This window comes from Bacillus sp. FSL H7-0578, from assembly GCF_038630855.1.
Taxonomy (GTDB): domain Bacteria; phylum Bacillota; class Bacilli; order Bacillales; family Bacillaceae; genus Bacillus; species Bacillus safensis.
In genome coordinates this window covers 2,353,490-2,371,321 of the sequence record NZ_CP152045.1, presented here as the reverse complement: position 1 = coordinate 2,371,321, position 17,832 = coordinate 2,353,490, and the positions used below count along the sequence as shown (strand labels likewise).

The 17,832-nt window shown below is 41.8% G+C and carries 19 protein-coding genes and 1 other annotated feature (1 of these 20 running past the window's edge); of the genes, 17 read left to right on the top strand and 2 right to left on the bottom strand.

All coding sequences use genetic code 11. From position 1 onward, the window contains the following. Positions 1–80 (top strand) — a binding site (T-box leader); it begins 128 nt to the left of the window's first position. A gap of 80 nt (positions 81–160) precedes the next feature. The 12 genes from alaS to udk all read left to right on the top strand — a co-directional run bounded on the left by alaS (position 161) and on the right by udk (position 12,015). Then, on the top strand, positions 161–2,797 hold the full coding sequence (alaS, locus tag MHB41_RS12205; protein WP_061109407.1) for an alanine--tRNA ligase: 2,637 nt from the start codon (positions 161–163) through the stop codon (positions 2,795–2,797). Between the two features lie 89 nt (positions 2,798–2,886). Then, positions 2,887–3,153 (top strand): IreB family regulatory phosphoprotein, encoded by a 267-nt coding sequence (locus MHB41_RS12200; protein ID WP_008358522.1) that lies wholly within the window; start codon positions 2,887–2,889, stop codon positions 3,151–3,153. A 3-nt stretch (positions 3,154–3,156) separates the two neighbouring features. Continuing rightward, positions 3,157–3,573, top strand: a complete 417-nt coding sequence (ruvX, locus tag MHB41_RS12195; protein ID WP_024427871.1) for a Holliday junction resolvase RuvX — start codon at positions 3,157–3,159, stop codon at positions 3,571–3,573. 15 nt (positions 3,574–3,588) lie between these two features. Next, positions 3,589–3,870, top strand: a complete 282-nt coding sequence (locus tag MHB41_RS12190; RefSeq protein WP_024423112.1) for a DUF1292 domain-containing protein — start codon at positions 3,589–3,591, stop codon at positions 3,868–3,870. 154 nt (positions 3,871–4,024) lie between these two features. Continuing rightward, a complete protein-coding gene (locus tag MHB41_RS12185) occupies positions 4,025–4,591 on the top strand; it encodes a biotin transporter BioY (protein WP_061109406.1) in 567 nt (188 codons plus the stop codon). Continuing rightward, on the top strand, positions 4,591–6,051 hold the full coding sequence (locus tag MHB41_RS12180; protein ID WP_326134120.1) for an acyl-CoA synthetase: 1,461 nt from the start codon (positions 4,591–4,593) through the stop codon (positions 6,049–6,051). Before MHB41_RS12185 ends, MHB41_RS12180 begins: the two co-directional genes overlap by 1 nt. After that, on the top strand, positions 6,039–7,127 hold the full coding sequence (locus MHB41_RS12175) for an acetyl-CoA C-acyltransferase (RefSeq protein ID WP_135032983.1): 1,089 nt from the start codon (positions 6,039–6,041) through the stop codon (positions 7,125–7,127). Before MHB41_RS12180 ends, MHB41_RS12175 begins: the two co-directional genes overlap by 13 nt. Before the next feature lie 73 nt (positions 7,128–7,200). Further along, positions 7,201–8,283 carry an endolytic transglycosylase MltG gene (gene mltG, locus MHB41_RS12170; protein WP_025092416.1) on the top strand — a complete coding sequence of 361 codons (1,083 nt, stop codon included), beginning with the start codon at positions 7,201–7,203 and terminating at the stop codon, positions 8,281–8,283. A 211-nt stretch (positions 8,284–8,494) separates the two neighbouring features. Continuing rightward, a complete protein-coding gene (locus MHB41_RS12165; RefSeq protein ID WP_024423109.1) occupies positions 8,495–9,160 on the top strand; it encodes an O-methyltransferase in 666 nt (221 codons plus the stop codon). Further along, a complete protein-coding gene (locus MHB41_RS12160; protein ID WP_034622436.1) occupies positions 9,157–10,086 on the top strand; it encodes a peptidase U32 family protein in 930 nt (309 codons plus the stop codon). The genes MHB41_RS12165 and MHB41_RS12160 overlap by 4 nt, the downstream gene beginning before the upstream one ends. Before the next feature lie 20 nt (positions 10,087–10,106). Next, a complete protein-coding gene (locus MHB41_RS12155) occupies positions 10,107–11,375 on the top strand; it encodes a U32 family peptidase (protein ID WP_216099715.1) in 1,269 nt (422 codons plus the stop codon). A gap of 7 nt (positions 11,376–11,382) precedes the next feature. Next, positions 11,383–12,015 (top strand): uridine kinase, encoded by a 633-nt coding sequence (udk, locus tag MHB41_RS12150; protein WP_024423106.1) that lies wholly within the window; start codon positions 11,383–11,385, stop codon positions 12,013–12,015. A gap of 52 nt (positions 12,016–12,067) precedes the next feature. Here udk and MHB41_RS12145 read toward each other — a convergent pair whose 3' ends face one another. Continuing rightward, positions 12,068–12,415, bottom strand: coding sequence for an Ig-like domain-containing protein (locus MHB41_RS12145; protein ID WP_061109401.1), 348 nt, complete (start codon positions 12,413–12,415; stop codon positions 12,068–12,070). A gap of 623 nt (positions 12,416–13,038) precedes the next feature. Between MHB41_RS12145 and greA the strand changes: the two genes are divergently transcribed. The 3 genes from greA (at position 13,039) to MHB41_RS12130 (ending at position 16,038) form a co-directional block, all read left to right on the top strand. Continuing rightward, positions 13,039–13,512 (top strand): transcription elongation factor GreA, encoded by a 474-nt coding sequence (gene greA / locus MHB41_RS12140; protein WP_008358505.1) that lies wholly within the window; start codon positions 13,039–13,041, stop codon positions 13,510–13,512. Positions 13,513–13,562: 50 nt separating this feature from the next. Then, a complete protein-coding gene (locus tag MHB41_RS12135) occupies positions 13,563–15,305 on the top strand; it encodes a penicillin-binding protein 2 (protein WP_061109400.1) in 1,743 nt (580 codons plus the stop codon). Between the two features lie 67 nt (positions 15,306–15,372). Beyond that, entirely contained in the window at positions 15,373–16,038 is a 666-nt protein-coding gene (locus MHB41_RS12130; protein ID WP_025092411.1) for a YrrS family protein, read from the top strand. A gap of 38 nt (positions 16,039–16,076) precedes the next feature. Here the strand turns inward: MHB41_RS12130 and MHB41_RS12125 are convergent, their stop codons facing one another. Beyond that, positions 16,077–16,280 carry a YrzA family protein gene (locus MHB41_RS12125; RefSeq protein ID WP_024423103.1) on the bottom strand — a complete coding sequence of 68 codons (204 nt, stop codon included), beginning with the start codon at positions 16,278–16,280 and terminating at the stop codon, positions 16,077–16,079. A 186-nt stretch (positions 16,281–16,466) separates the two neighbouring features. Between MHB41_RS12125 and MHB41_RS12120 the strand changes: the two genes are divergently transcribed. Further along, positions 16,467–17,108, top strand: coding sequence for a class I SAM-dependent methyltransferase (locus MHB41_RS12120; protein WP_046311888.1), 642 nt, complete (start codon positions 16,467–16,469; stop codon positions 17,106–17,108). Between the two features lie 15 nt (positions 17,109–17,123). Beyond that, positions 17,124–17,819, top strand: coding sequence for a 5'-methylthioadenosine/S-adenosylhomocysteine nucleosidase (mtnN, locus tag MHB41_RS12115; protein ID WP_024423101.1), 696 nt, complete (start codon positions 17,124–17,126; stop codon positions 17,817–17,819). Positions 17,820–17,832: the final 13 nt, after the last annotated feature.

Here is a 17,832-nt window from a genome sequence, read left to right as displayed (position 1 = left end):
TCCGGCGTTATCGGATGTGAAGGTGATAGACGAATTTGTCTATAATCAGGGTGGTACCGCGAGAACATCTCGTCCCTGTGTAAGTCGTTTTGTGCTTGCATAGGGCGGGGTGTTTTTTCGTTTGTGTGGAGATTGATGAATGAAAAGGGAGGATTTTTGAATGAAAACTTTAACTTCAGCTCAAGTACGTCAAATGTTTTTAGACTTTTTTAAAGAAAAAGGACATGCTGTAGAACCGAGTGCGTCACTTGTACCGCATGACGATCCGACACTTTTATGGATCAACAGTGGGGTGGCAACATTAAAAAAATATTTTGATGGCCGCGTCGTACCTGACAATCCGCGTATTTGCAACGCGCAAAAATCGATTCGTACGAATGATATTGAAAATGTAGGGAAGACAGCACGCCATCACACTTTCTTTGAAATGCTTGGCAACTTCTCTATTGGTGACTATTTTAAAGAAGAGGCCATTGAATGGGCGTGGGAATTCCTCACAAGTGAAGAGTGGATTGGTTTTGATCCGAATTTGTTATCTGTGACAGTCCACCCAGAGGACGAAGAAGCATATATTCTTTGGAGAGATAAAATTGGTGTGCCTGAAGAACGTATTATTCGCCTTGAAGGAAACTTCTGGGATATTGGCGAGGGCCCAAGCGGACCGAATACAGAAATTTTTTATGACCGCGGTGAATCATACGGTGACGACATGAACGATCCAGAATTATATCCAGGCGGGGAAAACGAGCGTTATCTAGAAGTATGGAATCTCGTGTTCTCTGAATTCAACCATAATCCAGATGGATCATATACCCCACTGCCGAAGAAAAACATAGATACAGGGATGGGCCTTGAACGAATGGTATCTGTCATTCAAAATGTGCCAACGAACTTCGATACAGACCTTTTCATGCCGATTATTCGTGCAGTCGAAACCATTTCTGGAGAAAGCTATGGTTTGGCGAAGGAAAAAGATACAGCATTTAAAGTCATTGCTGACCATATCCGGACAGTTGCCTTTGCTGTAAGCGACGGTGCGCTTCCTTCCAATGAAGGCCGCGGATATGTATTAAGACGTTTGCTGCGCCGCGCTGTGCGTTATGCAAAAACGATCCATATCCACCGTCCGTTTATGTATGATCTAGTGCCAGTTGTTGCTGAGATCATGAAGGATTTCTACCCAGATGTACAAGCAAAAGAAGAATTTATTGCGAAAGTCATCAAAAACGAAGAAGAACGTTTCCACGAAACACTGAACGAAGGGTTAGCGATTTTGTCAGAAGTGATCAAAAAAGAAAGAGACAAAGGCAGCTCACAAATTTCAGGTGAAGATGTATTTAAGCTATATGACACGTATGGATTCCCTGTCGAGCTGACAGAAGAATACGCAGAAGATGAAAACATGACAGTTGATCGAGAAGGCTTCCAAGCGGAAATGGAGAAGCAGCGTGAACGGGCAAGAAATGCGAGACAAGATGTCGGCAGTATGCAGGTTCAAGGCGGCGCTTTAGGCGATATTAAAGTGGAAAGTACCTTTGTTGGCTACGAAAATTTAACTGCGGAAACTCGCATTATCGAACTGCTTCAAAATGGTGAACTTGTCTCTGAAGCACATGAAGGAGACACGGTGCAAATCTTGTTAGATGAAACACCTTTCTATGCGGAAAGCGGCGGACAAGTGGCTGATAAAGGGACACTAAAAAGTGCAGAAGCCATCATTGAGATCAAAGACGTGAAAAAAGCACCAAACGGTCAGCATGTCCATGAAGGAGTCGTCGTAAGCGGTACGGCTCAAAAAGGTCTCGAGGTCACTGCTGAAGTGGAATCAGCTCTTCGAAAAGGCATTGTGAAAAACCATACAGCGACACACCTTCTGCATCAGGCGCTGAAAGATGTATTAGGCAGCCACGTGAACCAAGCAGGGTCATTGGTGAATGAAAACAGACTTCGCTTTGATTTCTCTCACTTTGGACAAGTGACGAAAGAAGAATTGTCTCAGATTGAAAAAATCGTGAACGAAAAGATTTGGGAAGGTATCTCAGTTGCTATTGATCTGAAACCAATTGCTGAAGCAAAAGAAATGGGTGCAATGGCGCTCTTTGGCGAGAAGTATGGCGATATTGTCCGTGTTGTCCAAGTGGGCGATTACAGCATCGAGCTATGCGGCGGCTGTCATGTGCAGAACACTGCGGAAATCGGTTTGTTTAAAATTGCGTCTGAGTCGGGTATTGGTGCTGGAACACGCCGTATTGAAGCTGTGACTGGTAAAGGCGCTTATGAAGAATTAAATGACCAGCTGGCGATTTTAGAACAGGCAGCAAGTGAGCTGAAGTCAAATACGAAGGATGTACCAAAACGGATTGCTTCATTACAGGCAGATTTAAAAGAGGTTCAAAGAGAAAACGAATCTCTCCTTGCGAAATTAAGCCAAGCAGAAGCAGGCTCTATTTTAGAGAAAGTGACAGAAGTTGGCGGAGTGAAAGTATTAACTGAAAAAGTAAACGCTAAAGACATGAACCATTTAAGAACAATGGTTGATGACTTAAAAGCTAAATTAGGATCAGCTGTCATCGTCCTGGGAGCCGTTCAAAACGGAAAAGTAAACATTTCAGCAGGAGTGACAAAAGACGTGATCGAAAAAGGTCTTCATGCAGGAAAGCTTGTGAAGCAGGCAGCTGAAATCTGCGGCGGAGGTGGAGGCGGACGTCCAGACATGGCACAAGCAGGCGGAAAACAACCAGAAAAGCTTGAAGAAGCACTGGCAACTGTCGAAGAATCTGTCAAATCCGTTTTATAATCAGGCGATGTAGTGTAGAATAATGGTATTAGATGAGCGGTTAGAAAAAAGCTTGCTAGTAGAATGTTGGAAGAGAGGTGCAAGAAGCAGTGAGTTCATTTGATAAGACAATGAAGTTTAACTTCTCTGATGATTCAGCTGAAACCAATGTGAATGAAGTGCTCATTACAGTTCATGACGCACTCCAAGAAAAAGGATACAACCCGATCAATCAAATTGTCGGATACTTGCTGTCAGGCGACCCTGCTTATATTCCAAGACATCAGGATGCACGCAACCTAATTCGTAAACTAGAACGAGACGAATTAATTGAGGAATTGGTTAAATCGTACTTAGAGACACATAAAGAGGCGTAAAACATGAGAATTCTGGGCTTAGATTTAGGCACGAAAACCCTTGGTGTTGCGATCAGTGATGAAATGGGATGGACAGCGCAAGGGATTGAAACCATTAAAATTGATGAAGCAGGCGGAGATTTTGGTCTCAGCCGCCTGTCTGAGATCGTTGCAGAATTTGGAGCGGATAAAATTGTACTTGGCTTTCCAAAAAATATGAACGGCACGGTCGGTCCTAGAGGCGAAGCCAGCCAATCATTTGCGAAAGTGCTAGAAAACACGTACAATGTTCCTGTTGTGCTTTGGGACGAGCGTCTGTCAACAATGGCAGCGGAAAAAATGCTCATCTCTGCAGATGTGAGCAGACAAAAGCGTAAAAAAGTCATTGATAAAATGGCGGCTGTTATGATCCTGCAAGGATATTTAGACAGCTTAAATTAAAATGAGGTGAATCAAATGGAACACGGAGAAAAGCAAATTACAATCGTTGATGATAATGGAAATGAACAGCTTTGCGAAGTACTATTTACTTTTGAAAGCGACCATTTTAACAAATCTTATGTCCTTTACTACCCAATTTCTGAGCAAGACAATGAGGAAATTGAAATTCATGCATCAAGCTTTACACCGAACGAAGACGGTGAAGATGGCGAGCTAGAGCCGATTGAAACGGATGAAGAATGGGACATGATTGAAGAAACGTTAAATACGTTCTTAGATCAAGAAGACGAAGAATAGAACAAATAAAAGGCCTGTGAACAGATCTTCTTGATCTTTCTTCACAGGTCTTTTTTTACGATTAATATGTTAACTTTATTTTATTTTATGTTGACATAATGAATTGTACCTTTTACTCTGTTTTTAACAATAAATTGAGTGAGGGGCATGGAGATTGAAAATACAAGATATGATGCAAATAGCGTTAATGACAGCGGTCATCGGGATGTTAGGCTTAATCCCGCCGATTTTATTTACATTTACACCTGTACCGATTACATTGCAAACCGCAGGTCTTTTGCTTGCTGGGGGGCTGTTAAAGCCTAAACAAGCACTAATCAGTTTATGTCTTTTTCTTTTGGTTGTGGCAGCAGGCGCACCTCTTTTGTCAGGCGGGAGAGGCGGGATAGGGGTCTTTTTTGGTCCAAGCGGTGGTTTTCTTCTTGCTTATCCTGTTGCTGCCTTCATGATCAGCTTATGGGTGAACCGGCTGAAAAAAGTAACCGCACTGCGTCTTTTTGTGATCTATGCGGTTTGCAGTATTGTGATTTTGTATATGTGCGGCATCCCCTTTCAAGCCATGATGATGCATATGAAGGTCTCGCAGGCGGCTTTCCTTAGTTTGATTTATCTTCCAGGTGATCTCATCAAAGCGGGAATGTGTGCTGTCTTTACGGTCAAAATCATACAGGCCATGTCATATCGAAAAAGGGATCTGCATAAAGGGAGGCGTGCGGTTTGATCAGAATAACGGAAAGCTATGCAGTACATGCAGAAATGAAACCAGATCAGATTGCCATCATAGATGAGCAAGAAAGCATTACATATCAAGATTGGTACGAACGTGTACAGAGATCAGCACAGTGGTTACAAGGAACGGCTCATCAGCAAAAAAGAATCGCTTTTTTATTATCAAATGGTGCTTCTTTTTTGCAAATATTTGCGGGCGCTGCTTGTGCAGGGTGGACAGCCGTTCCGCTTGATCCGAGATGGAGTCATGAAGAATGTGTTGAAAAGCTCTTGTTAAGTGAGGCGGATCTCGCCATTATAGAAGATCGATTGATGAAAAGATTTGAACAAAGCAGCGTAGACATACCGATTATTTCTTTATCTGAATGGAAGGAAAGAATGAGCCTTCTCACAGACAGTCCAGATAACAGCTGCGATACCGAGAAGGATCCTGTCTTTTATATGGGATTTACGTCAGGATCAACAGGCTCACCGAAAGCGTTTATTAGGCGTCAGCAGTCTTGGATCGAGAGCTTTCGAATGACCACCGCTTCATTTGGAATCACTCATCAAGATCATGCTCTTATATTAGGTACACTTTTATCCTCTCACTTTTTATATGGTGCCATCAGTACATTATACTTTGGCGGCACAGTGACGCTTTTAGAAAAATTTGTGCCAGTAAAAGCGAAGAAAGCCTTAGAGACAGGTGATATCACCGTGATGTATACTGTCCCAACAATGACAGAAACGTTACTGCAAATCGATGCTTTTAGAGGGGACAATCCGCTTCTTGTCATGTCATCGGGAGCAGATTGGAGCATCTCTTCAAAAGAACAGCTCGTCACCAACTATCCACATGTCACTTTTTTTGATTTTTATGGCACATCAGAGTTAAGTTTTGTCTCTTATTTGTCTTCAAATGACTTTTTGCAAAAACCTTCTTCTGTTGGACGGCCTTTCTCCTCCATTCAAGTAGAAGTAAGGCGGCCCGATCAATCTGTCTGTCAGCCAAATGAAACAGGGAGGATTTATGTAAAGAGCCCAATGACTTTTTCAGGTTACTTACATGAGCAGAAACCGCCGGAGGAGTGGCTGACAGTTTACGATATGGGATGGCTGGATGAAGACGGTTATCTGTATATGAGCGGTCGTGAGAATGGCATGATTGTCTATGGAGGACTGAATATTTTCCCAGAGGAAATTGAGCGTGTGCTAAATGAACAGCCAGAGGTAAAACGGTCGATTGTGGTTGGCGTTCCTGACCCATATTGGGGTGAAATCCCTGTTGCCATACTGGAGCAAGTGCCGCAAATAAAGGCGGTTCGACAAGCTGTTAAAGAAAAGCTGGCCGCCTACAAGGTACCAAAAAAATGGCTTGTGATTGATCAAATGATTGAAACATCCGGCGGAAAAATAGCCCGCGCGAGCATGAAAAAGTGGGCGGAGGAGCAATTGTCATGCAAGCAGTGATCGTAGAAGCAAAACGAACACCCTTCGGTGACAAAAATGGGATGCTGAAAAATTATCGCCCAGAGCAATTAGCCGCTCCCCTTATTCGGCATTTGTCTCAGATCATGACACCGGATGACGTCATATTAGGCAATGTCGTCGGAGGCGGTGGAAATATGGCCCGTCTGTCCTCATTAGAAGCAGGTCTTCCTTTACACGTTCCTGGTATGACAATTGACAGGCAGTGTGCCTCTGGTCTTGAAGCGATCCGAACAGCTTGCGTCATGGTTCAATCGGGGGAGGGCACGATGTATATCGCTGGCGGGACTGAGAGCATTTCCAGCTCACCAATGAAAGAGAGAGCACGCTTTTCACCGGAGCGGATAGGAGATCCGCATATGGGAGAAGCAGCAGAGCTGACCGCGTCGGCATTTTCTGTCACGAGAAAAGAACAAGATGACTATGCCCTTTTAAGCTGGGAAAGAAGTTTAGCGGCATTCACACATGGTACATATTCAGAAGAAATCGTTTCGATTGACGGGATGAACATAGATGAAGCGGCTGCTAAAATAAGACCGATGGCAAAGCTGATCAAGCGGGCAAAGCCTGTATTTTTACCGGGAAAAGGAACTGTGACCGCCGCCAATAGCTGTAAGGAAGCAGACGGAGCAGCCGCCGTCGCTGTGATGGAAAGATCGCTAGCGGAAGCAAGTGGATATAAGGTGATGCTACGGTATGCCGGAAGTGCTGTGACAGCGATACATCCTCATTTTCCAGCTGCTTCACCAATTGATGCGATCAAGAAGCTTTTACATCAAGAGAACATCAAGGCAGAGGAAGTGGCGCTATTTGAAATCAATGAAGCGTTTGCGCTGAAAGCTGCACTTATTGCCCGGACGCTGGGGATACCATATGACCGAATCAATAGAAGAGGCGGTGCACTTTGCCTTGGGCATCCTTACAGCGCGTCAGGAGCTGCTATGATGGTGAGATTATTTTATGAAGGGCGCGCCTTATCGAATGGAAGCTATGTCATGGCTGCTATTGGAAGTGGTGGCGGCATTGGTTTAGCCGTGTTATGTCAAGTTCTGTCATGACATGCATAAGCAAGGAATTGCCGAACTCCGTCGAATCATGTACTATAAAAGCTAGATGTGAGGAGGGCCATGCATGTTTTCAGAACAAAAAAAACGACCATTCTTCAAAAGAAAAATGGGGATCGTCCTGTTATCTGTCCTTGCTGTCATCATCATTGCAGCATTATCAGGCTTTTTATATGTTAAATCAGCACTCGGACCGGTCGATCAAAAAAGCAAACAAACCATTAATATTCATATTCCAAATGGGACATCTGTCCGCGAAATTGCAGGCATTTTAAAAGAAAATGGGCTCATTTCGAATGACACGATTTTCACTTATTATGCAAAATACAAAAAGGCGTCCGGCTTTAAAGCGGGATATTTCCATTTAAAACAAACAATGGACGCAGACACGCTGATCAAAAAGCTGACATCTGGCGGGACAGATTACGCCTTTCAGCTTGTGATTCCAGAGGGAAGACAGCTGTCTGATATTGCAGCCATTATTGCAAATCAGACGAATTTTTCAGCGAAGGAAGTTGAAGCGAAGCTGGATGATCCTGCTTTTATTCAAACGTTAATGAAAAAATATCCGAAAACCGTGACATCACAGGTGAATGGAAAACAGGTGAAACATCCGTTGGAGGGTTATTTATTCCCTGCTACGTATCCATTTTATCGTGAGGATGAATCGCTCGAAACGATCATTGAAACGATGATTAAACAAACAGATCAATACGTGAAAACGTATGAAAAAGACATGAAAAAGAGAAACATGTCCATACATGATGTGTTAACAATGGCTTCACTGATTGAAATGGAAGCAACAGAAAAGACAGATCGGGCAAAAATCTCAAGTGTATTCTATAACCGGTTGAAAAAGGACATGCCGCTTCAAACTGATCCAACCGTTCTTTATGCACTTGGTGAGCATAAATCCCGCGTGTATTACAAAGACCTAAAAGTGAAATCTCCTTATAACACGTATAACAACAAAGGGCTGCCGCCTGGACCTATTGCAAATGCGGGTGAATCCTCTTGGAAAGCCGCACTGCATCCAGAGAAAACGGATTACGTTTACTTCCTTGCGAAGAAAAATGGAGAAGTCGTATTTACGAAAACGTTAAATGAGCATAATAAAGCAAAAGCGAAATACATCACAGGCAGCAATTAATGGACAAGTGAATCGAAAAAGACTGTAGACAATACGAGATTGCCTGCAGTTTTTTTCGTTGGAATCTCCATTTTATAGGTTCGCAATTGCCACTTCTTTGTGGTAAAATATATCGGGTTGTTTTTACTTAGATGAACGAAAGATTGACGAGAAAGAGAGCTGCAATAGGCAGGACTCTTCTTTTTCAGGTCATGAAGGAGCTAGACAAATAATGACTATCGAAGATGATCGAATAAATGATTATATTGAACATTTAATTCACCCAAGTCCTGATGCAATCGCTCAATTAGAGATCTATGCAAAAGAGCATCATGTGCCAATTATGGAAAAGGTGAGCATCGAGCTTTTATTGCAGCTGCTTTCGATGAAACAGCCGAAGAAAATTCTTGAGGTTGGGACAGCGATTGGCTATTCCGCTATTCGAATGGCAACAGCTCTTCCAGACGCTGAGATTTATACGATTGAGCGAAATGCAAAGCGCTATGAAGAAGCAACACGGAACATTGAGGAATTAAAGTTAAAAGAAAGAATACACGTGTTTTTTGGTGATGCGATGGAATCGGCTAAAACGGTCCAAACGATGGCGCCCTATGATGTGATCTTTATTGATGCCGCAAAAGGGCAGTACAAGCGTTTCTTTGAATTGTTTGAACCGATGCTCGCTCACGACGGAATGATTATCACAGACAATGTCTTATTCAAAGGCTTAGTGGCAACGAATTATGAAGAAGAAATTGAAGATAAACGAAAAAAACAATTAATTGGAAAAATTGATCGATACAATCAATGGCTCATGTCAAACCCTGATTTCCAAACGTGCATTATTCCAGTTGGAGACGGGATCGCCATTAGTACAAAAAGAGGTGACCAATCATGAAGAAACCAGAATTGCTTGTGACGCCAAGCAGCGTGTCAGACGTACTGCCATTAATTGAGGCAGGAGCTGATGCATTCTTAATAGGCGAACAAACATACGGTATTCGTCTTGCAGGTGAGTTTTCAAGAGAAGATGTGAAACAAACGGCTTTGCTTGCACATGCCCATCACAAAAAAGTGTATGTAGCGATGAATGCGATTTTTCATAATGACCGCGTGCAGCTGCTTGGAGATTATTTAACCTTTCTCGATTCATTAAGCGTGGACGGCGTCGTCTTTGGAGACCCAGCCGTGATCATGGCAGCAAAGGAAACAGGAGTGAACCTGAATCTTCACTGGAGTACAGAAACGACTGGGACAAACTATTACACTTGTAACTACTGGGGCAGAAAAGGCGCATCGCGTGCTGTTCTTGCAAAAGAGCTGAATATGGACAGTGTGATCGACATCAAAGAAAATGCTGAGGTGGAGATTGAAATTCAAGTCCATGGCATGACATGTATGTTTCAATCGAAACGTACGCTCATCGGCAACTACTTTGAATACCAGGGCAAACAAATGGATGTCGTAGGCAGAAACATGGAGGAAGGGCTATTCCTGCATGACCAAGAGCGTCAAAACAAATATCCTATTTTCGAGGATGCAAACGGAACACATATTATGAGTCCAAATGATGTGTGTATGATTGACGAATTAGAAGAGTTTGTTGACGCAGGCATTGACTCATTTAAAATTGACGGAATTTTAAAGTCACTTTCTTATATGACAGAGGTGACATCACTTTATAGAAAAGCAATTGATTTACTAACGACTGACAAAGACGCGTATGAAGATCAGAAAGAGGACTGGGTGAAGCGGATTGAAGAGATTCAGCCAGTGAATCGTTCGATTGATACAGGGTTCTTCTTTAAAGAAACGGTTTATTAAGATAAGAGGAGGCAGAGGAAATGGCATTATTGAAAGATGGTATTTCTGAAATGATTGATGGGAAACGTGTCATTACAAAAAAACCAGAACTGCTTGCACCCGCAGGAAACTTGGAAAAACTGAAAATTGCTGTACATTACGGAGCTGACGCTGTTTTTATTGGCGGGAAAGAATTTGGACTTCGCTCAAATGCAGATAACTTTTCAATTGAAGAAATGGCAGAAGGTGTCGCATTTGCAAACAAATATGGCGCACGCATTTATGTGACAACAAATATCTTCGCCCACAATGAAAACATGAACGGGCTGGAGGAATACCTTCAAGGGATCGAAGGCGCTGGAGTAGCAGGCATTATCGTAGCTGATCCATTGATCATTGAAACATGTAAACGTGTTGCACCGAAGCTTGAAGTCCATTTAAGCACACAGCAATCTCTTTCAAATTGGAAAGCTGTTCAGTTTTGGAAGGAAGAAGGGCTTGAGCGTGTGGTGCTCGCACGTGAAACTAGTGCGCTAGAAATTAGAGAAATGAAAGAAAAGGTCGATATTGAAATCGAAACATTCATTCACGGTGCGATGTGTATCGCATACTCTGGCCGCTGCGTGCTCAGTAACCATATGACGGCAAGAGATTCTAACCGCGGAGGCTGCTGTCAGTCCTGCCGCTGGGATTATGATCTTTATAAACTAGAAGGTTCTGAGGAAGCGCCTTTATTTGGTGAGGAAGATGCGCCATTTGCAATGAGTCCAAAAGATTTGAAGCTTGTTGAATCCATTCCTCAAATGATCGAAATGGGAATTGACAGCTTAAAAATCGAAGGACGGATGAAATCCATTCATTATGTTGCCACTGTTGTAAGTGTATATCGCAAAGTGATTGATGCGTATTGTGCTGACCCAGACAATTTTGTTATTCAGCAGGAATGGTTAGATGAATTAGATAAATGCGCAAACCGTGACACAGCACCAGCCTTTTTCGAAGGCGTACCAGGAACGGATGAACAAATGTTTGGCATCCATGGGAAGAAAACGACATTTGATTTCGCAGGTCTTGTTCTTCATTATGATGAAAAAGAACAAATCGTGACATTGCAGCAGCGTAACTTCTTTAAGCAAGGCGACGAAGTCGAATTCTTCGGACCAGAAATTGAGAATTTCACATGCAAAATTGAGACGATTTGGGATGAAAAAGGAAATGAACTAGATGCTGCTCGTCATCCGCTGCAAATCGTCAAATTCAAGCTTGATCAAAAAGTATACCCTAGCAACATGATGAGAAAGGGGAAATAACAGCCACATGAGGAGTAAACCAGTTGTCATTGGTATTGCTGGCGGCTCGGGTTCGGGTAAAACGAGCGTCACCAATTCAATCTATGAAAAATTTAAAGGACATTCCATCCTCATGCTTCAGCAAGATCTATATTACAAAAATCAAAGTCATATGCCATTTGAAGAGCGCCTGCTCACGAACTATGATCATCCGCTTGCATTCGACAATGACCTGATGTTTGAGCATTTGGAACAGCTCTTAAGGTATGAATCCATTGAAAAACCAATATATGATTTTAAACTAAACACACGTTCAGAAGAGACGGTTCATGTTGAGCCGAAGGATGTCATTATCGTTGAAGGTATCTTTGCGCTCGAAGACGAACGTTTGAGAGATTTAATGGATATTAAACTGTATGTTGATACAGATGCAGACCTTCGCATCATCCGCCGTATTTTACGCGATACGAAGGAAAGAGGCCGGTCGATCGATTCTGTGATTGAACAATATGTATCTGTTGTCAGACCGATGCATAATCAATTCATTGAACCGACGAAACGATACGCCGATATCATCATCCCAGAAGGCGGCCAAAACCATGTGGCGATAGACTTAATGGTGACAAAAATTCAAACGATTCTTCAAAACCGAGCAGAGTAAATGGTGGAGAAGAAAAAGACCTTTACAGTGTAAAGGTCTTTTCAGCATCATATTAATAAACAGTCACGAAAACTTGTCCTAAGACAGACGTCCCTTTATAAAGAGTGATAGTGGCTTTGCCAGGTGAATGAGCGGTCACTATTCCATTAGAGCTAACAGAAGCTACACTCTGTTTATCTGTCCAATAACGTGTAGCTGCAGAATTATAGACCGAGTATTGCTCACCAACTCTTAAAGATACACTGTAATCTTGAATCGAAATCACATCTAAAGTTTGAAATCCAGAAGAGCTGCTATTGACTGTGAAATCCGCTGTTTCTTTGGCTGAAGCCATGCCCATTAGTGAAAAAGATAAGGTAGTGATGGATAGAACAGAAACAATTGTTTTCTTCATGTTCATTTAAAACACTCCCTAGCGTGTATTTGGTCTTGCATTGATAAAATTCAATAAAAACCAAATATTTCCTTGTTAATATTTGTTAATTATATGTGAACATTTATTAAAGCAGCATTCTCGGAAAAAATCTTAAGGGTTTGATATGATAAGAAAACAATGAAGAAAAGAAGAGATGGAGAAATCACTACCACATAGCGAAAGAATGAAGTTGAAAAAGTATATTAAAAAAACGACAAACAAATCATCACAAATTTTCAAACAATTCTTGATCAAAATGCAATTTTGTAATAATATAGCATAGACATATCGTACACTGACCATATTATGTATTGGAAGATGGAGAATGGATAAGCTATTCTTCTACATATGATCGAAATGGCCGAACGAGGTACAGGAGCTTCCTGTGCCTTTCCACAGTTTGTGCGATTTTAGACCGCTGCGAGTGGTCCTGTCTAATAAAAGGCATAATAGTTGCATCTAAAAGGGACGCCATGTAAGATGGACTTTTACGAATATGGTACAGAAGGAATGAGGGCCTGAACATGTCCTCATTCTTGTATATTTCAGTCGTCACTCACGTGCAGAAAGTTTGTATGATGAGGATTAATAGAAGGAGTGAATGATTCATGGCACAAGAGAAAGTATTTCCAATGACAGAAGAAGGAAAACGTAAATTAGAAGAAGAGCTTGAATATTTGAAAACGGTTAAACGTAAAGAGGTTGTAGAGCGTATTAAAATCGCTAGAAGTTTTGGAGACCTCTCTGAAAACTCGGAATATGATTCTGCTAAAGAAGAGCAGGCGTTTGTAGAAGGCCGTATTACAACGCTTGATAATATGATTCGTAATGCTAAAATTATCGAAGATGAAGGAAACTCAAATGTGGTTTCACTTGGTAAAACGGTGACATTCGTTGAATTACCAGACGGGGAAGAAGAGTCTTACACAATTGTTGGAAGTGCAGAAGCTGATCCGTTCGAAGGCAAGATTTCAAACGATTCACCTATTGCAAAAAGCCTTTTAGGTAAACAAGTAGACGACAAAGTAACCGTTCAAACACCTGGCGGAGAAATGTTCGTCCAAATTGTAAAAATTTCATAATCACGTTTATCAGGTAAACACCTCGTCCACAATAGGGACGAGGTGTTTTTATGCGCAAAAAAAGAAGAATTCAATGGACAGGTGCGATTATTTTTATACTATTGCTCGGTCTTCTGATGAGACTGGCAGAAATTCAGCTGTTCTTCACAGAATCGTTTTCAAAGCTTGATATCAATTTAATACAAGAAAGTGTCAAACAGCGAACAGAAGAAGTCGTTATTTCAGACGGGCGCGGTGAGTTTTTAGATCGAAACGGCCAAGCACTTCTTACAAAAGAACAGCCTGCGGTTATCTTATTTCCTTTCCTGCAATATGATCTTCCACGCTTGCAGCAAACCGCCTCTATTCTTGAGATGGAAGAGGATGAACTCAAAAAACAGTTAACAGAAACGAAAAAACCTCTCATTTTAAAAGATGACATCACGAAAAAAAAACTGAAAGACATCAATGATATGAAATATTCAGGTGTGTACGGCGTATATATGAAAGAGAAGGACAAAAAAAGACTTGCCCTCCACACATTAGGTTTCACAAGCGAAAATCCAGAACTACTCAGAAAGCGTTATCCTGACAAAAAAGAGCTTTCCATACGTACTGAAATCGGCACATTTGGGCTGGAAAGCACCTTTGACGAATTTCTATTACCCGAGCAAGACACAAAATTGTTATATCATGTGGACGGAAGGGGAAACCCTTTGTTCGGTATGGACGTCAAATATACAGCAGAAGCTCATTCCTTTTATCCACTTCAGGTACAGACAACGATAGATGAAGACATGCAGGCTGAAATGGAGAAGGTGCTCAAAGACCAAGGCGTTGAAAAAGGCGGTGCCGTTCTGCTCGACATTGAAAGCAGCAGTGTACTGGCAATGGCAAGTACCCCAAATGTCACAAGCAAAAATCGGCATGAGGCAAGAAATTACATGCTGACAGCGATTGCTCCAGGCTCTGTCTTTAAAACAGCTGTACTTGCCGCAGCAATCGAAAAAAACCTTGACCAGCCACAAACCATGTATGACTGTCGAAAGAATTTATATGGAGAGCCTGAAGGAAAACAGGAAGTGCTGAATCTGACGGACAGTTTCTCGCAGAGCTGCAATTATACCTTTGCGGCACTTGCTGAAAAGCTCATTCAAACAGATGATCAAATCATCGAAAAGACGGCTGCAAAGCTTGGACTCATAGATCGAGCTGGCTGGGAAGGGGATGTCTATCATAAGCATCACTTCAAACAGTTTGATCGTGAAGAAACAGGCAGTGTGTGGGGAGATAAAAGAGACAAGCATGTCAAAAAAGCCATTGCACAAACCGCAATAGGACAAAAAAATGTCAAAACGACACCTCTGCAAATCGCGAATATGATGGCTGCGATCGCAAGAGGAGGAGAACGAAAAGAAGTGAAAATCGCAGAAAAAGTGCTGTATCAAAACGGAACAACGATGCTGTCCTTTCAAAACAAACGGCCTGAAGGGGGCAGCATTGACCGCTATACAGCTCAAAAGCTGCAAAAATTCTTAAGGCAGGTGGTGACCTCTGACAAGGGAACAGGAAGAAGGTTTCAAGATTTGCCATTCGATGTAGCGGGAAAATCAGGTACTGCCCAAACCGGCAATCAAGACAAAAAGGGGAATCCGCTTTATCATAAGTGGTTTGCAGGATACTTTCCGGTAGAAAAACCAAAATACGCCCTTGTCGTTGTTCACCTTGACGAGACAAGTGGCCGGGCTAAGACAAATGATGCGTTTTATGATATTGTAAAAAAGGTCAATGAAATTGAAAAGAAACAGACATAGAACATCCCTTCATGACATGTTAGAATAGTAACGACTTAGGGAACAGAGGCAAAGGAGTGCAGAGATTTTGAGTAGAAATTCTCGATTTGAACATCGTGATAAGCGCAGAAAGGCAAATATGGTGCTTAACATATTAATTGGTATCGTTGTGGTGCTTATTTTGGTTGTCGCATCGAGTTTGTTAATTTTTAATAAGCCGAAAGATCCTGATGTAGCGGATGCGCCATCAAAAACGGCACCTGCAACAAGTGAAAATAAACAAAACTCACAAGAAGATGTGAAAGATCCAAAGAAAGACACATCCGATGATTCAGATGCAAAAAAAGATGATTCATCTGATCAAGACGACGAAACGAAGAAGACAGATGATGAAGAAAAACCTAATAAAGATGCGTTAAAAGACGCCAAAGAAACAGATGGCGGCAAAACGAGTGATGTAGACAAAACATACGAAAATGATGACTGGGAGCCTGTAGGAACAGAGCAATCCGGTTCACATACAGCAACCTATGATTCCAGCTCAAAAGACTGGAAAGAAATGATCAAAGCCATGTCCTATGCGACAGGAATTTCAGAAGATCAAATGACCGTTCTTTGGTTAGGAAATAACGGAGGTCCTCAAGATGCAAAAGGAACCATCCGTGATAAATCAACAGGTGAACGCTACCGTGTGGAAATTACATGGGTAGATGAAAAAGGCTGGAAACCTGTGAAGGTTGAAAAATTAAGATGAACATGAAAAAAAGATAGCAGATATGCTATCTTTTTTGTTTAAACATTTGCTTTAAAATGAACAACTGCTGTATACAAAATCCGCTCATCGATCACAGTCGTTTGATGACTGACAGAATGAACGGTCAGCAGAATCGCCTGATTATGTTCAATTTGTTTTTGGATCTTTTGTTCAAGTTCTTTTAAAGATGTAGCTTCAAAAAATTCTATTTTATCCTTTAAAAAATCCAGCTGAAAATCCATTTGATTCACCTCTCTATACTCTTCATTCATCTTAATCTCTCTCCCTCAGAAGGGCAAATGTTTTTCTGTCTCTCCCAGTATTTTTTAGTAGGAAAGAAACAGAAGTTGTGGTAGGATAGGAACTGTTCGACGGAATAAAACATACTATACGCATAGGAATAAATAGATAAAGTGGAGGGAAAGAAAATGGGACGCGAATTTCTTTCTTTATTTGATCATTGGGCCGACTCTTATGACGACACGGTAAGTGGTCATGACGAGCAGTATAGAGAAGTGTTTCGCCGGTATCCGGCTATTTTAAAAGAAATTGCCCGCCGTTCAGGCCAAGATGTTCTTGAGTTTGGAAGCGGTACGGGGAATCTAACAGCGCTGCTCCTTGCAGCTGATAAAAACGTGTTTGGTGTTGAACCATCAGATGCCATGAAGAAAGCGGCTCTTCAAAAAGGACTGCCAGATCTATTTCATGATGGGGATTTTTTATCATTTCCAGCGCCGCCTTTTGAGCCAGATACGATCGTCAGCTCATATGCATTCCACCATTTAACGGATGAAGAAAAAAAACAAGCCATTCACACCTATAGCAACATCCTTCACTCAGATGGTAAAATAGTCTTTGCTGATACAATGTTTCAAAATCAAGCAGCACATCAAGCTCAGATCGACAAAGCGAGAGCCGCAGGGTTCGATCAGCTTGCAGAGGATTTAGAAACGGAATATTATCCATCCATTGATGTGCTAAAGCAAATCTTTGAAGAAGAAGGTTTTAGCACGTCCTTTCATCAAATGAATGATTTTGTTTGGATCGTAGAAGCGAAGAAAAGGGAATGAAAGGATGTTTTTGATTTGAAAATCGCAGTTATAGGTGCAATGGAAGAAGAAGTGACGATTTTAAGAGATCAACTAAAAAATGCTACACAAGAAAACATCGCTGGGTGTGAATTTACAACAGGTGTTTATGAAGATAAAGAAGTGATTTTATTAAAATCAGGGATTGGAAAAGTAAATGCAGCGGTCAGCACAACATTACTGCTTGACCGCTTTCAGCCAGATTATGTGATCAATACAGGATCTGCTGGCGGTTTTCACCACTCATTAAATGTAGGTGATATTGTCATCTCTACTGATGTGAGACATCATGATGTAGATGTGACCATCTTTGATTACGAATATGGACAAGTGCCGGGACTTCCAGCTGCTTTCATTGCAGATGAAAAGCTTGTGAAGCTGGCAGAAGAATCTGCTTTAGAAATTGATCATATTCAAGTGGCAAAAGGAACGATTGCAACAGGAGATTCGTTTATGAATGATCCGGATCGTGTAGCGTTTGTGAGAGAGAAGTTTCCAGAGCTGTATGCGGTGGAAATGGAAGCCGCAGCCGTTGCACAGGTCTGCCAGCTCTTTGGTACGCCATTTGTTGTCGTTCGTGCGCTATCGGATATTGCAGGGAAAGAATCCAATATCTCCTTTGATCAATTCCTTGAGCAAGCAGCGATTCACTCAACCGACCTTGTCTTGCGTATGATAAAGCAAACACAATAAAAGAAGGGGTTTC